Here is a 14,726-nt window from a genome sequence, read left to right as displayed (position 1 = left end):
ATTCATTTCACCTTATGATTTTTGCGATAAGGTTGAAAACAGATCGTCCAGGTTTTTCAACATCAGCATCATTCCTTTGGTGAAACCGTCGGTTAAGCGCTCCATGCGTTCAAGCGATTCATTATAAATGGAAATATTCACGGTTGTTATGCCATCTTGTTCGCTGAAATTGTAATCCCATTCGGAGCCCGGTAATTCGGGGTTTTCGTCTTTATCAGCAAAAGAATTATATAGCTTGAAATTGGTTTTGGGGGTAATAGAAGTATATTTCTGCAGCAGCCAGCGTTCTTGCCCGTCGGGGCTTATCATGGCGTAAAATCTTCGTCCCCCAACTTCAAAATTCATGTATTTGGTTTTAGAGCGCATTGGCGCGGGTGCAGCCCACCGGTCAAGTATTTCCTGTTTGGTAAAAGCATCCCATACCAGGTCAAGCCCGGCATCAAACTCGCGGGTTATAAATACCTTTTGCGCTGCTTTATCAACGGTAAAATCAAATAGCAAATCGTTGTTCATATTTTCTGTTGTTTAATTGTTGATAATACTTTGTCGAGCTGATTAAACTGTGTTTCCCAGCTCTGCCTGAATTGGGCCAACCAATTATCAAGCTCCTGCATTTTCTTTGCATTAAAGTGATAATAAATTTCCCTGCCCGAGTGCTCAGGTTTAATCAGTTCGCATTCATGCAGTACTTTAATATGTTTGGATACTGCCTGCCGGGTCATATCAAATTTTTCGGCCATTGCATTAGGTGTCAACGCCTTGATAGCAATTAAAGTTAAAATAGCTCTGCGTGTCGGATCGGCTATGGCCTGGAATAGATCTTGTTTCATGTTAAAACGCGCAACTTTTGAGTTGCGCAAATTTATTTGTGATTATCTTTTTGGGGAGCTATAACGAGGGGCAGGAAATTTTCATTCTTCAATTGGTTTTTTATATAGTCATGGACACCCGATTATAGTTTTGAATCATAAGAATAATCGATGTTTTATTTCTTAAGATATAATCTTCAATGGAGTCATAATTTGTAGTATCTGATGTAATTTTGCTTTCGTTGAGGGTAACAAATTGTTCCGATTCTTCATTACCAAGCAAAGACGTTTTTAAAACAGTGTAACGAAGCCCCATCTTAAGAGCATTTATTTCATTGTCTGAAAAAATACTAAGACTTAAAATCTCGTTAGAAATTTCATTATAATCCGTCGACGTGAAAATCTTCAAGCGTGGCCTGCCTCCAAACGAAAGCACTTCGCCTTTGTACACCTCTGTTTTTTCTTCTTCTATATATTGTACAAAGATCAAGAATAACGGCAGATAACCGGGATTTCCTTTAGTTAAACTGAAATATAGGGCAGTAACAATAGAGTCAGGATTATATATATCAATAAGTAGCTTGAATTTTTTCGAACTTGATTGCAGATCTGTTATAAGACGACTAATAAATTCCGCCCATTGCGGCGTGTGTGCCAAACAATGCTGGCATTCCATGTAGATTTCTTTAAGCCGCTCCATTTGACCAGATTCGGTAAATGCAACGAATTTGTTTGAACTGCCTCCATCGTGTCCTTTAAGTTCTTTTAACAATAGATCGTCCCCGTATCTCGGATCATTCTTGAATATACCATATCGCTTAATCGCTGTTATCTGCCAATTCTGAATCCCGATAATACTCTCGAATTTTTCAGCATAACCAACCTCCATTGTGTCGTAATATTTACCCATTTCTAAGGCAACAATAAAAACCTGTTCTAGATAGGATTGATATGATTTTTTGTCTTCAAACTCACTTTCTTCCATATCGAGATGATGCATCCCCTTGAGAAGATCGATCGAATACAACAGTTCCTCTATTGATTGTTTTTGAAAAGCTGCATCAATTGCATAATAATGGAACAACTCTTTATCTGGCAAAGCATCTAAATCTATTGCTACATAATTATCAATATTTGCTTGTTGAAGTTTTTGATTTAACACTTCATGGGCTATTTGGCGCTTTTCCTTTGTGGCAAACAAATACAAAATCTGATACGCCATAAACTTTCGGGAATATCCAGGATTACTTATAGGCGCTACTTCTTCGATACTTTCGGGTATTTTAGTTTGAGCGTTTAAATAAATCCTTAAACCTTTTATAGGGAAACGAGATCTGAAGCAAGTAAAGGAGAATGCCCGTATTATTTCGTCCCAATGTGTTGAAATAACTATGATTTTTATCTCACTATCACGTGCTTTATATTTATCCCTAATAAGCTCAGCATATTTAAATACCTCTGTGAAGGTTTGGCGGGCGGCCGAATCGGATCTTTTAATTTCTACAATGACGAAATTGTTATAGACATCCTTACAAAGTATATCTATGAATCCGTTGGTTCCTATTTCATCTGACAGATAATATTCTTTCTTTACAATTTGCAAGCCTCGTTCAATAAACTCGGGATTGGCGACAAGCCAGTCGCGTATGATAAATTCAACTTGCATATGCTTTACCTACAATAGATTATTCATTAATTGAATAATTCAAATTACATAAATTTTACTAAAATCAACAACTAGGGTGTGAACATACCCGTGACTTATCAAACTAAGAAGCCACGGGTACATTGCCCTGCATCCAAGCGTTATATGCTCGAGCCAAACAACATTCCCACGAAGGACGCCCTCTACATTAAAAGATTTTGTTCCCATACTTAAATATCTATACCGAATAAATCTTCCATTTTTATTATTAATTTTAATTAACTGATTATCACTCCAATAACCATGAGAAGACTGCTACTCCTATTTTTCGCGCTTTTTGCAATTATTTGCGCCGCCTCGTGTCGTAAAAGTGATAATGCTACCCTTTCAAAGCCGAGTCCCGATTCGTTGAAAAAACCGGTTGTTATCACACGGCCCCCAGTAACATTGGTTGGCCGGTGGGATGTAAGCGCAGAAAAATTCGTAAAATATCGGGATGGTGCAGAAATATCGAATACCACCAGCGCAGCTGCTCCTTATAATTTAGCTTACGTAATTTTTAATAACGACAGCACTTATACGTGTTTAGCGATGGACTGGTACCCGGCACTTTCAACATATGGAGTGGTGAAGGACGAAGTTGCCGGGACTTATCGGCTTGCTGACAGCAGTTTATCCGTATCCTCCTACCTGGCTGGTTTAAATACGATATATTATGGTGGCCCTCCAAATTCGCCGCCTACCTTGACGCCCGTTTCGGATAAAATGGTATTGAGACAGTTTACAGATTCTACCCTCACTGTGCACCACGAATATGTATTTAATGCCACCGATCCATCGGCCGGGCCTGTTGGTAATTACAAGTATATCTGGGACCTGTATTACAGGAAACATGGTTATTAACCAGTTCCTGCAAGGTACAATCATACTGTTAAAACAGGTCGCATTCTTGCTTTCGGTACATAATTAGGGCTTAAATAGAACAATACCGGCAACATCTGTGTCGCGATCCACCCCGCAATTTGTCGTTTTCACACAGTACACAAGCCTAAAATACCTGCCATCTTTGTATTGTCAATCAAATCGAAACAATTAAACTAACATTCCATGAAAAGAGTATTTAAAGGATCTAATGTCATCCAACCGGTATTAATAATTGCTATACTTTTTTTTACCGTATTCCAATCTAAAGGGCAACAGCTTAAGCCAGCCGCCAGTGGCTATGCACCGGTTAATGGCATCAAAGTTTATTACGAAGTTTATGGCGAGGGAAAGCCTATCGTTTTGCTGCATGGCGCTTTTTATACCATTGAGCTGAACTGGGCGCAGTTAATCCCTGAATTGTCAAAAACAAGAAAGGTAATTGCCCTTGAAATGCAGGGGCATGGGCACACGCCATATTCCGACAGAAAATTAGACATTGCTACCCTGGCAAGTGATGTAGAAGGAGTAATGAATTACCTAAAAATTGATAGTGCCGATGTTGCAGGATATAGCATGGGAGGTTCCATAGCTTACCAGTTTGCAGTAAAAAGCCCTAAACGGGTAAGAAAATTAGTGATCATTTCATCTACGTACAAAACTAACGGCTGGCTGCCTGTGGTAAATGGTGGTTTTAAAGGTTTTAAGCCTGAATTTTTTGACAATACTCCGTTAAAAACTGCATATGATGCAGTGGCACCCGACAAAACAAAATGGAGAAAGTTTATAGAACAAATGATTGTTTTTGCCGGGGTACCCTTTGACGTGGGTGATGCCAATATTGCAAAAATCACCTCGCCGGTGCTGCTTATTTCTGGCGATAATGACGGGCTGGACAAAGTGGAGTTGGCAAAAACATACCAATTACTGGGAGGCGGCGTATCTGCCGATTTGGCCCCCATGCCAAAATCACATTTGGCCATTGTTCCTGCACAGGGACATGTAAGCTTAATGCAGCAAACAAAAACGATATCAGATCTTCTGAATGGCTTTTTACAATAATAAAGCCGCAATAATGCAATCTGAAGATACCACCGCAGGAAAAGGAATTTTATTTACCTATAACTATTTATAAACAAATGAGAAAAATCAGAATTTTTGAACATATCTCGCTGGATGGCGTGATAGAACATGACGGAGACTATACCTATGGCGCATGGACAACACCCTATCGCAGTCCTGCCGGAGCGGCAACCCTCCTGGAGGCATACGGGCCAAACTTCGACCTGCTGCTTGCCCGCCACACTTACGATATATTTAGTGGCTTTTGGCCTACTGCCGGAGATTTCCCAATGGCTAATGCTATAAATGCCGCAACAAAATACATAGTAACCCACAGGCCCGACAGCCTGGAATGGGGACCGGTAAAGGGTTTAGGCGAGGATATTATAGCGTCTATTCGCGATCTCAAATCAACCGACGGCCCCGACCTGATCGTCGTTGGAAGTTCAACGCTAACTTCTGTGTTGCTTGACCAGGGACTGGCTGACGAGGTTGTGCTCATCACCTACCCGGTGTTGCTTGGCCGGGGTAAACGCTTATTGTCGGACACTATTGACGCCCGGGAGCTTGCTTTTGTCGACTCGAAGAGTACACCCACCGGTTTGCTCGTCAACACTTACCGGCACGTTGGCCCGCTGAAAAAGTAACATTTCGCCAGGGGGCGGATTTCCCAAACACGCAGCGAAGCCGCTTTACGAAAGTAGAGCGGCTTTTTTAATTACTTCCGTGAATACAGCACCTACCTTACAAACTGACATTTGGTAAACCCTGCCAACCGCATTAATTGTTAACTTTGCAACAGTTAAAAGTTTAAGAATGTCTATAACTACCGAAGACGAAAAGATTGGAATGCAGCAGGCCAGCGATGCTGTAGCTATTACGCTCAAGAGGATGCGGGAGTACGCCAAACCGGGTATCTCTACAAAAGAACTTGACGAATACGGCGGCGAATTACTGGCACAGTTGGGAGCAAGATCTGCGCCTTTGCTAACCTATAATTTCCCGGGACATACTTGTATAAGCGTGAACGAGGAAGCAGCGCACGGCATACCTTCGGCCGATAAAATCCTTAAGGAAGGCGACCTCGTAAATATCGATGTATCAGCAGAGCTAAATGGTTACTGGGCTGATAACGGCGGCTCCTTCGTTTTAGGGCAGGATATCCATGGCTATGGCAAACTGGTGGATACCTCGAAAGAGATCTTAAAAAAAGCGATCAAAAACATTAAAGGCGGTGTCAGGATCTCGGAGATCGGCAGGCTAATTGAAACTGAAGCTAAAAAAGCCGGCTACACGGTAATAAAAAATCTGACCGGGCATGGTGTTGGCCGCAGCTTGCACGAAGAGCCGCATGAAGTTGCCAACTTCTGCGACAGGTATAACACTGCACGCTTTAAAAAGAATTCCGTGGTGGCGATAGAGACATTCATCTCAACACGGTCGACAATTGCCGATACTCAAGCCGATGGCTGGACATTAATTGGTAATAAAGGCGGTTTTGTTGCACAGCACGAGCACACCATTATGGTAACCGGCGGTGAGCCGGTAATATTTACCGCACAAAACGGTATTTGGGATTAATTCTTTTTGGAACAGATCAGGCAATACCCTGAAGTATTTATGTTAGATAGCTACTAAGCCGCTTTACCAAACCGAGCGGCTTTTTTTTGTGCGTATGCTATGACAAGCCGAGGGTATACATCCATTTAAAAAACGCTGCAAATCAGATCCGTGTATTTTGGCTTTAATTTATCCGTTAACCTATTATCCATTAGTATTTTATTAATTTGGAGTAGTTATTAACCTCATTCATTCACTTGAAGCCGTATACATTCCATATTACCCTTTATGACGCTGCGTTTTTTGGGATGCTGTTTATTGGCCTCACTTTTATCCTACTTTTATGGTTCGCCAGGAAAACAAACCAGTCGGCAAACCGGTTTTTGGCGATGGCGTTGGCTATTGCCGCTTTGTGGATAATCCGGATCCTGGGCACCGATATCGGGCTGTCAACCTATATTCATAACTGGGGCCGGCTGCCGCTGCAGTTTTCGCTGGCATTTGGCCCGCTCATTTTCTTTTATGTACTTAAAATAACCCAGCCGGAGTATAAATTCACCCGCAGGGACCTGCTGCATTTCAGCCCCTTGTTAGTCGAACTAAGCGCCTGGGCTTTAGAAGTGCTGGAAAGTATAAAAACGGGCCGGGCAACTTATGATACGCTGATATTTCAACGAATAAACCCTGTATTACTACTATTAGCATTTATCTCGATAATTATTTATCTATACCGGTGCCGCAGGCTGATCGAAAACTTTTACCAGGAGCTAAAATTTAACGGAGGCGACCGGTACCGGCACGAGTTGAAATGGATACATAACCTACTAACAGTCTTCGGGTTGTTATGGCTGTTGTGGATCCCTTTTATAGCTACTGACTATTTTTATTATGATTACCAATTGGGCACTCAGGCATTCTATCCTTTGTATCTCCTGCTAATGTCCATGCTTATCTGGATGGCGGCAAGAGCATTTTTAAGACCGGAAGTTACTGCACAGGCGGATAACATACCGGTTTTAAAACCATTACTACCAGCGGAGCTGAAGCAAAAAGGCGCCTGGTTAAAGCGGGTTGTTAAAGAAAATAATTACTACCAGGATCCTGAATTGAGTTTAAGCTCCCTCGCCGAAAAGCTCGGTATGCATACCCATGAGTTATCACGGATCATCAATACGGTGCTTAAAAAAAGCTTCAATGATTTTATTAACGAATACCGGGTACAGGCAGCTGTGCGGAAAATGCGGGATCCCGCTAATGATCATATCACCCTTTTAGGGATAGCGTTTGAATCGGGATTTAACTCCCAAAGTACCTTCAGCCGCATTTTCAAGCAGGTGACCGGGAAAAGCCCGCAGGAATATAAAAATAACTTAAAAAAAGAGTACCCATCTTATAAGTTGAGAAGCGATACCCAATTTGCGCCGGTAGTTTTGAATCATGAAACCGCTCCTAAATGGTCTTATGATAAAACAAACCGCAACTTTATGTTTAAAAATTATTTCAAAATCGCCTGGCGTAATTTAACGCGCAATAAAAGCTATGCCGCTATTAACATTACCGGCCTGGCCGTAGGTATTGCTGTTTGTATGGTAATCTTTATCATTATACAGTTTCAAACAAGCTTTGATAGTTTTCACCCAAAGAAAGACCGTGCCTATCGTGTGCTAACCGAATACCATCACGCAGAAACCGGTGATATTACCTATGGTAAAGACATCCCCTTTCCGTTGCCTTTAGGATTAAAAACGGCTTTCCCCCAAATAGAACAGGTTGCCCCAATTTTTGCAAGCCAAAATGACCAGTTGATTATTCCTGACGAAAATGGGGTCACGATAAAAATGTTTAAGGAACAAAGGGGCCTGTTTTACACCAATCCATCATTCTTTAAAATTTTCAACTTCCCGCTGCTTGCCGGCTCGTACGCTTCATTAAAAGACCCTGACAACGTACTGCTTACCAAAGAGGTTGCTGAAAAGTATTTTGGCGACTGGAAATCGGCAATGGGTAAAACCATTAAATTGCAAATGGGCGGCTTTATGTTTGAGCATGGCACGGACGTATTAAGAGTGTCGGGGGTCCTGGCTACCATTCCTCCAAATTCTGACTTTCAGCTCAAACTTGTTGTTAGCTTTGGGACTGGGTTTACCGGAGACTATTTAGCAAAATCTACAGATTGGAACAGAACGGTAACTGATTTTGGCTGCTATATTTTGTTACCCAAGAACCTTACTGCCGACAATTTTAATCAACAGCTGAGAGCTTATTCACAAAAGGTACAATCTTCTGATGATAAGGACAGTCATATTATACAAGCACTAAATGCTGTTCATTATGATTCACAAACAGGCAACTACAGCAACCAAACAGCCAGTCATCAGTTGCTCAATGTACTGTGGCTAATTGCCGCGTTCATCCTGCTCATTGCCTGTGTAAACTTTATCAACCTCTCTACCGCGCAGGCTGTTAACCGGGCAAAAGAGGTTGGTGTCAGAAAGGTTTTGGGGAGCAATAAATCGCAATTGCAACTCCAGTTCATTGTCGAAACATTTTTGATCGTAGCAAGCGCTGTATTACTTGCAGTTGCTATTACCATGCTTGCATTACCTTATATAAGCCGGCTGTTAGAATTGTCACTTTCGTTCAACATATTCAGCAATCCTTCAATTATTTTATTCCTTCTGGCTGTGGCAGTTGTTGTAACCGCCTTGGCGGGTTTTTATCCTTCTATTGTTTTATCGCGTTTCAATCCTGTTAATGCTTTAAAAAGTAAACTCACAACAGATCCGGCAAAGGGAATTTCATTAAGAAGGGGCCTGGTGGTGTTTCAATTCATCATTGCGCAGGCATTGATCATCGGAACGCTCGTCATTGTAAAGCAAATGGACTATTTTATGGATCAGCCTTTGGGCTTTGATAAAGAAACAATTGTTAATATTCCGTTCCGGGTAGATAGTCTTCGAATGAGCAGGCTGAGTTATTTGAGGGACCAGTTATTATCCATAAACGGCGTACAAGCGGTATGCTATAGTTCTAACACCCCAATTGAAAACGGTAATGATACGTGGAGCGCAGTCAGGTTTGACCACGCAACAAAAGAAACAGGTTTCAAGGCGATTACCAAATTTGCCGACGAAGGCTACGTACCCACCTACAAACTAAAGTTGATAGCAGGAAGAAACCTTCAGCCCTCTCCCTTGACCAGGGAGTTTTTGGTAAACGAATCGCTTGTAAAAAGCTTAGGGATTAAAAACCCCGGGGACATATTGAACAAGGAAATCAGCATATGGGATGGTGTAATAAAATGCCCGGTTGTTGGCGTATTAAAAGATTTTAATGACAGGTCTTTCCGGCACGGCCTTGCACCATTGCTTATCGCCACAAACATCACCATGTATAATCAGGCCGGTATAAAGCTTAAAACCACGAATGTTTTTTCGACGATGCAATCTGTTAAACAAGTATTTGAAAAAACATTTCCCAATTTTGTTTATGAATACCGATTTTTAGATGATAAGGTTGCAAGTTTTTACAAACAGGAAAATCAGTTAGCCCAATTGTATAAAATTTTTGCCGCTATCGCGATACTTCTAAGCTGCCTGGGCTTGTATGGTTTAGCCTCGTTCATGGCTGTACAACGGATAAAAGAAGTCGGCATCCGCAAAGTACTTGGCGCTACGTCAGGCAGCATCGTTTATTTGTTTTCGAAAGAGTTTATCATACTCATTGCTATCGCCTTTGCCATCGCTACCCCCATTGCATGGTATTACATGCACCAGTGGCTGCAAGCTTATGTTTACCGCATCAATATCAGTTGGTGGCTATTTGCGGCGGGTGGAATGGCAGCAATTGTTATTGCACTTGCAACCATAAGTTTCCAGGCAATAAAAGCGGCGAAAGCTAATCCGGTGAAGAGTTTGAGGAGTGAATGATTAAGTGGTTCAGGCAAACAAAGATATTAAATGGATTTGGTTCAATACAATATGTTGAATTATTTACTTTTAACAAATTGAATTCTTTAAATTGATCGCATAAAGAATCTAATTAAACCCTATGCGAAACGCAGCCGCTAAACCTTAACATCAACCTCACATATCAATACAGCCATGATCAAAAACTATTTTAAAGCAGCGCTTCGCAATTTCCGGGCGCACCGTTTTTTTACTTTCGTAAATATAGTGGGATTGGCTATTGGTGTCAGTGCGGCCCTGGCTATTTATGTTATCGTAAGTTTTGATCTCAGTTTCGATAGGTTTCACAACGATAGTGACAGGATTTACAGGGTCGTAACAGACTTTTCATACATGGATAAGGTAGTAGCCAAATTGGGCATGGTAAATGGCCCGCTTCCCGCAATAGTAAAAGCAGAAGCAACTGGTATAAAAACTGCCACCCGCTTTTTAGAAATGAAAAACACTGATGTACAGGTCCCCGATGAAACATCAAGTCCGGTTAAATTCAGAGGTGAAAGTAGTATTGTGCTGGCTGATGATGAATATTTTAATCTGTTTAATTATAAATGGCTGGCAGGTTCGCCAGCTACAGCACTTCGAGAGCCATACCAGGTGGTACTTACCTCTGATCAGGCCAGGAAATATTTCCCCAATACCCCTTACAACCAATTATTGGGCAAAACGGTTATATATGACAGCATCAAAACAACCGTTTCGGGTATAGTTCAAACTCCCGCTCAAAATACCGATTTTTATTTTAAGGATTTTATATCCTATCCAACCTGCCTGCATAATGCCAATTTGAAAAACATGACCCGTTTAACCGAGTGGCCGGGTGTGGTGTGGCAATTATTCATTAAGATTGATAAACATGCGAATGCCGCTGACATAGAAGAGCGGATCAACGGGTTGCTGAAAAAATACAATAAGGAACTAAGGCCCGGAGACGGCCAGACTGAACATTTACAATCATTCCGCGACCTGCATTTCGACCTGGTATATCCCAATTTTGAAAAAGGGAGGCGGGCGAGCAAGACTACGCTATATAGTTTACTCATTGTTGCCGGATTTCTGTTATTGCTTGGGTCCATCAATTTTATTAATCTTTCAACAGCGCAGGCTGCACAGCGGGCCAAGGAAATTGGGATCCGTAAAACTATGGGCAGCAGCAGATGGCAGCTAATTGTACAGTTTTTGAGCGAAACTTTGGTTATCACACTTGTTGCCATCTGCATAGCCATGGTACTGACACCGGTGATACTGAAATTCTTTGCAGATTTTATCCCCCCGGGCGTATCTGTTAATTATTTTGATAGCAACCTGTTGCTGTTTTTATTCACACTCCTAATAACAGTAACCCTACTGGCCGGATTGTACCCCGCAATTATCCTTTCCGGGTACCGGCCGGTATCTGTATTACATAACCTGCCGAACAAAGATACAGGCAACAGCGGCGGAACGTTGCTTAGAAAATCGCTGTCAGTTACGCAGTTTATAATCGCCCAATTTTTCATCATGACAACGCTGTTGGTTAATAAACAGGTTTTTTATGCGCTGCATAAAGATATGGGCTTCAGTAAAGACGGGATCATCAACATAAGTACTCCTCTTAATACGATAAATACTAACAAACAACAGTTATTTAAAGACAAAATAAGTCAGATCCCCCAGATCGATTTAATGAGTATCGGAAGCGAGCCGCCTGCTGATGAAAAGATCGGAGTATGGGAAGTAACTTATAACGACGGAAAAAAAGAAGTTAAAGCAACCCTGCAACAACGAAACGGCGACGAGAATTACCTTAAAGTTTACCGTATAAAATTATTAGCCGGCCGTAACCTGCAACCGGCAGATTCACTGACTGCCGTACTGGTAAATGAAAAGTATACCCATATGATAGGTTTTCAGAACCCCGCGGATGCTGTTGGGGCATCTTTTGATTATGAAGGCAATAAGAGAATGATAGTTGGCGTAGTTGCTGATTTTTATCAGAAATCACTCCGGGACCCAATCATGCCCATGTCTATACAAACCCCGCATTACCGGTTTAATGATCGGTTTTTCCATATCTTGCTAAAGCCTCAAACTACCGGAAATAATGATTGGAGCAATGCCATCGGCAGAATGAGAAAAGCCTGGACGGAGGTTTATCCAGATATTGAATTTGATTATCATTTTTTTGATGAAGAGGTAGCCCGTTTTTATGATAGCGAACAGCGCACATCGAAATTACTCGGCTGGGCAACAGGACTTTCTATATTAATCAGTTGTTTGGGCTTACTCGGCCTAACCATTTTTAATACCAACAGGCGCACACGGGAAATTGGTATCCGAAAGGTACTTGGCGCGTCGGTAACACAAATTGTAAAGTTATTGTCGTCAGAGATAGCCGGATTAATTATTTTATCTTTTGTATTGGTTATGCCATTTGCCTGGTTTGCAATGACCAAATGGTTGCAAAGCTATGCGGACCGCACGGCAATAAGCTGGTGGATATTTGTTCTTAGTGGAATTGGAATGTTGTTTGCCGCATTTTTAACATCAGCTTTTCAAACAATCAAGACAGCCTCCTCAAATCCGGTAAAAAGTTTAAGAAACGATTAAAATGCCGTTTGTAAAAACATTCTTTATTATTCTTTCAAAAAACCAGTTTGTATTTAGTGGTGTCAAGCCACCACTAAAGTCAGAAATTTCTAAGCATTAAACCTTATATACCCTGAAGTAAATGCCGTCGTATTTTACATGGAGACATTATTTTAACCCCAGCCTGCTGCGCAGAAGATCCCGGTAAGTGCTTCCTATCGGGATTTTTTCGCCGTTAATAATAAGTTGATGCACTTCGATCATGGTAATATGTTTAATAGCTACCACATACGATTTATGCACGCGTAAAAAATCCGCTGCGGGCACGAGGTCAAAAATATCGCCCATATTTTCACGCACCAGGATATTTCTGTCTTTAAGGTGAACGGTGATATAATTACCGTCTTTTTCCAGGTACAAGATCTCATCTACTTTAACCTGGTAAGTTTGCGGACCGCTTTTGATAAAAACGGTGGGCTCATCCTCTTTGCTTACCCCATTTCTTGAAGATAGTGCCGCTGCGGCTTTATTTATGGCTGCAAGAAAGCGCTCAAAAGTGATAGGTTTCAACAGGTAATCGAGGGCGTTCAAGTCGTAGCTCTCTACCGCATAGTGACTGTAAGCGGTAGTAAAAATGACCATTGGCCTGGGCGACAAGGTTTGCACCAACTGCATTCCGCTGATATCAGGCATATTAATATCCAGAAAAACAAGGTCTACCTTTTCGCGGTTCAGGAATTCGATGGCCTTCACCGGTTCGCGAAAGGTGGCTTTCAAATCAACCAGGCTGGTTTTAAGACAATAGCGCTCTATCACTTCAAGCGCCTTAGGCTCATCATCAATGGCAATGCAGGTTATCATTCCAGGTCAATTTCGAGTTTAACAATATATTTCCCCTGGTCTTCATTGATCTGCAGGTTATGTTTGCCGGGGTACAAAAGATCGAGCCGTCGCTTTACATTCCCGAGCCCGATGCCGCTTTTTTCATCCTCCATTTTTTTGATGGCGCTATATTTGGTATTGACACAGGTAAAGATCAGCTTATGGTCTTCAAGCACAATGGCAATATCTATCCCGGATGTTTGCCCAATAGAAACGCCGTGCTTAAAGGCATTTTCAACAAAAGGGATAAATAGCATCGGAGCGACGACGACAGTTCCCGTCTGCGCAGGGTGATCAAATATCACTTTTACCTCATCATCCGCATAACGCAGCTTATTCAGGGTAATGCAGTCTTCCAGGTATGCTATTTCTTTATTTTAGCGGCACGCCGCCTGCATTGCTGTCATAGATCATGTAGCGCATCATGCCCGAAAGTTTGGAGATGCCGTCGGCAAGCTCATCATTCCCCTTTTCCTGTGCCATCGAAAACAGGTTATTGAGGGTATTAAACAGGAAATGCGGATTGATCTGCGATTTAAGGAATTTGATCTCGGTACTCAGTTGATAAGCCTCCAGCTGATTGCGTACCAGTTCAGTTCGGGCCCATTCTTTCAAAAAGAAATAGGCTATTGAAAGCCCGGCTGCGGTTAAAAAAATAAGCAGCATGGTGAGCTGCATGTGCACCCAGTTCCCTATTGCAAAAAATGCGTTATGATTTGGTACCAGGTGATTCAGGCCATCATTGCCTGCTGCAAAACCAGGAGGCGGGGGCCCAATGGGCAGGTTATTGCTCAATTTAGAGCCAACCAAAATATAATTGGCCAGAAAGACCAATATAAACCAGCCTGCCGCGGTAGCGATGCCCGCAAATAAGCTTTTATAGCGAAGCGCCTTTTTAAAGATCAAAAATATATTACCGTAAAACAGCAGGGCCAGAAAAGCGAGTGTAAAGCGGGAATACGGAAAAATGGTGTCTACCTCACTCCTTTCCATGATCTTTCCGTTATGATTTACCCGGATCTTGACCGTTGAGCTGGTTAGCGAATTCAGGGTGTAGTACACCCCTATCCAGAACGCCAGGTGGATCAGTATCTCGATGATATGTTTGACCTTGATACGGTGCATTCTTCAAAAGTATATTAAGCCCGGCTCATTCATAAATTATTGATGTTAATATAGCGAATTGCCGGCTAAACGGGCAATTTTTGAAATCCGGGCTTAAGGCCGCCGGCAATTTGTTTTCGGCAGAAGCTCAAATAACAAATATCCATTCTATGCAGAAATGAAGACGCTGTTCATACCAAAGTTTTTGGT

At 41.9% G+C, this 14,726-nt stretch carries 12 protein-coding genes; 6 read left to right on the top strand and 6 right to left on the bottom strand.

Features of this window, described 5'->3' with window-relative positions:
- Nucleotides 1-12 precede the first annotated feature (12 nt).
- The 3 genes from ABID99_RS27180 to ABID99_RS27170 all read right to left on the bottom strand — a co-directional run bounded on the left by ABID99_RS27180 (nucleotide 13) and on the right by ABID99_RS27170 (nucleotide 2,475).
- Nucleotides 13-513 carry an SRPBCC domain-containing protein gene (locus ABID99_RS27180; protein WP_188834123.1) on the bottom strand — a complete coding sequence of 167 codons (501 nt, stop codon included), beginning with the start codon at nucleotides 511-513 and terminating at the stop codon, nucleotides 13-15.
- Nucleotides 510-830, bottom strand: a complete 321-nt coding sequence (locus ABID99_RS27175; protein ID WP_090533654.1) for a helix-turn-helix transcriptional regulator — start codon at nucleotides 828-830, stop codon at nucleotides 510-512. Before ABID99_RS27175 ends, ABID99_RS27180 begins: the two co-directional genes overlap by 4 nt.
- A gap of 100 nt (nucleotides 831-930) precedes the next feature.
- The gene (locus ABID99_RS27170) at nucleotides 931-2,475 is read right to left on the bottom strand and encodes an endonuclease NucS domain-containing protein (RefSeq protein WP_373615725.1); all 1,545 of its coding nucleotides are present in this window, start codon (nucleotides 2,473-2,475) and stop codon (nucleotides 931-933) included.
- Nucleotides 2,476-2,757: 282 nt separating this feature from the next.
- On the opposite strand from ABID99_RS27170, the gene ABID99_RS27165 reads away from it, so the two are divergent.
- From ABID99_RS27165 to ABID99_RS27140, 6 genes are all read left to right on the top strand, one after another.
- On the top strand, nucleotides 2,758-3,357 hold the full coding sequence (locus tag ABID99_RS27165) for a hypothetical protein (protein WP_373615724.1): 600 nt from the start codon (nucleotides 2,758-2,760) through the stop codon (nucleotides 3,355-3,357).
- 204 nt (nucleotides 3,358-3,561) lie between these two features.
- A complete protein-coding gene (locus ABID99_RS27160; protein ID WP_373615723.1) occupies nucleotides 3,562-4,437 on the top strand; it encodes an alpha/beta fold hydrolase in 876 nt (291 codons plus the stop codon).
- 77 nt (nucleotides 4,438-4,514) lie between these two features.
- Nucleotides 4,515-5,084, top strand: coding sequence for a dihydrofolate reductase family protein (locus tag ABID99_RS27155; protein ID WP_373615722.1), 570 nt, complete (start codon nucleotides 4,515-4,517; stop codon nucleotides 5,082-5,084).
- A gap of 169 nt (nucleotides 5,085-5,253) precedes the next feature.
- On the top strand, nucleotides 5,254-6,018 hold the full coding sequence (gene map, locus ABID99_RS27150; RefSeq protein ID WP_373615721.1) for a type I methionyl aminopeptidase: 765 nt from the start codon (nucleotides 5,254-5,256) through the stop codon (nucleotides 6,016-6,018).
- Nucleotides 6,019-6,254: 236 nt separating this feature from the next.
- Complete coding sequence (locus ABID99_RS27145) at nucleotides 6,255-9,926, top strand: ABC transporter permease (RefSeq protein WP_373615720.1); 3,672 nt, start codon at nucleotides 6,255-6,257, stop codon at nucleotides 9,924-9,926.
- Between the two features lie 174 nt (nucleotides 9,927-10,100).
- The gene (locus tag ABID99_RS27140; protein ID WP_373615719.1) at nucleotides 10,101-12,551 is read left to right on the top strand and encodes an FtsX-like permease family protein; all 2,451 of its coding nucleotides are present in this window, start codon (nucleotides 10,101-10,103) and stop codon (nucleotides 12,549-12,551) included.
- Nucleotides 12,552-12,698: 147 nt separating this feature from the next.
- Here ABID99_RS27140 and ABID99_RS27135 read toward each other — a convergent pair whose 3' ends face one another.
- From ABID99_RS27135 to ABID99_RS27125, 3 genes are all read right to left on the bottom strand, one after another.
- Nucleotides 12,699-13,391, bottom strand: coding sequence for a LytR/AlgR family response regulator transcription factor (locus tag ABID99_RS27135; protein ID WP_373615718.1), 693 nt, complete (start codon nucleotides 13,389-13,391; stop codon nucleotides 12,699-12,701).
- Complete coding sequence (locus ABID99_RS27130; protein WP_373615717.1) at nucleotides 13,388-13,669, bottom strand: hypothetical protein; 282 nt, start codon at nucleotides 13,667-13,669, stop codon at nucleotides 13,388-13,390. The genes ABID99_RS27135 and ABID99_RS27130 overlap by 4 nt, the downstream gene beginning before the upstream one ends.
- Before the next feature lie 115 nt (nucleotides 13,670-13,784).
- Nucleotides 13,785-14,537, bottom strand: coding sequence for a histidine kinase (locus ABID99_RS27125; protein WP_373615716.1), 753 nt, complete (start codon nucleotides 14,535-14,537; stop codon nucleotides 13,785-13,787).
- Between the last annotated feature and the right edge of the window lie 189 nt (nucleotides 14,538-14,726).

Origin of the sequence: Mucilaginibacter sp. OAE612 (assembly GCF_041806395.1) — a bacterium.
GTDB lineage: Bacteria > Bacteroidota > Bacteroidia > Sphingobacteriales > Sphingobacteriaceae > Mucilaginibacter > Mucilaginibacter rubeus.
This window is presented reverse-complemented; position numbering and strand designations above follow the sequence as displayed.

Coding starts and splice junctions, on each gene's coding strand:
- ABID99_RS27140 (WP_373615719.1), top strand. CDS start 10,101: ATGATCAAAAACTATTTTAAAGCAGCGCTTCGCAATTTCCGGGCGCAC.
- ABID99_RS27160 (WP_373615723.1), top strand. CDS start 3,562: ATGAAAAGAGTATTTAAAGGATCTAATGTCATCCAACCGGTATTAATA.
- ABID99_RS27170 (WP_373615725.1), bottom strand. CDS start 2,475: ATGCAAGTTGAATTTATCATACGCGACTGGCTTGTCGCCAATCCCGAG.
- map (WP_373615721.1), top strand. CDS start 5,254: ATGTCTATAACTACCGAAGACGAAAAGATTGGAATGCAGCAGGCCAGC.
- ABID99_RS27125 (WP_373615716.1), bottom strand. CDS start 14,537: ATGCACCGTATCAAGGTCAAACATATCATCGAGATACTGATCCACCTG.
- ABID99_RS27135 (WP_373615718.1), bottom strand. CDS start 13,391: ATGATAACCTGCATTGCCATTGATGATGAGCCTAAGGCGCTTGAAGTG.
- ABID99_RS27155 (WP_373615722.1), top strand. CDS start 4,515: ATGAGAAAAATCAGAATTTTTGAACATATCTCGCTGGATGGCGTGATA.
- ABID99_RS27175 (WP_090533654.1), bottom strand. CDS start 830: ATGAAACAAGATCTATTCCAGGCCATAGCCGATCCGACACGCAGAGCT.
- ABID99_RS27180 (WP_188834123.1), bottom strand. CDS start 513: ATGAACAACGATTTGCTATTTGATTTTACCGTTGATAAAGCAGCGCAA.
- ABID99_RS27130 (WP_373615717.1), bottom strand. CDS start 13,669: ATGCTATTTATCCCTTTTGTTGAAAATGCCTTTAAGCACGGCGTTTCT.
- ABID99_RS27165 (WP_373615724.1), top strand. CDS start 2,758: ATGAGAAGACTGCTACTCCTATTTTTCGCGCTTTTTGCAATTATTTGC.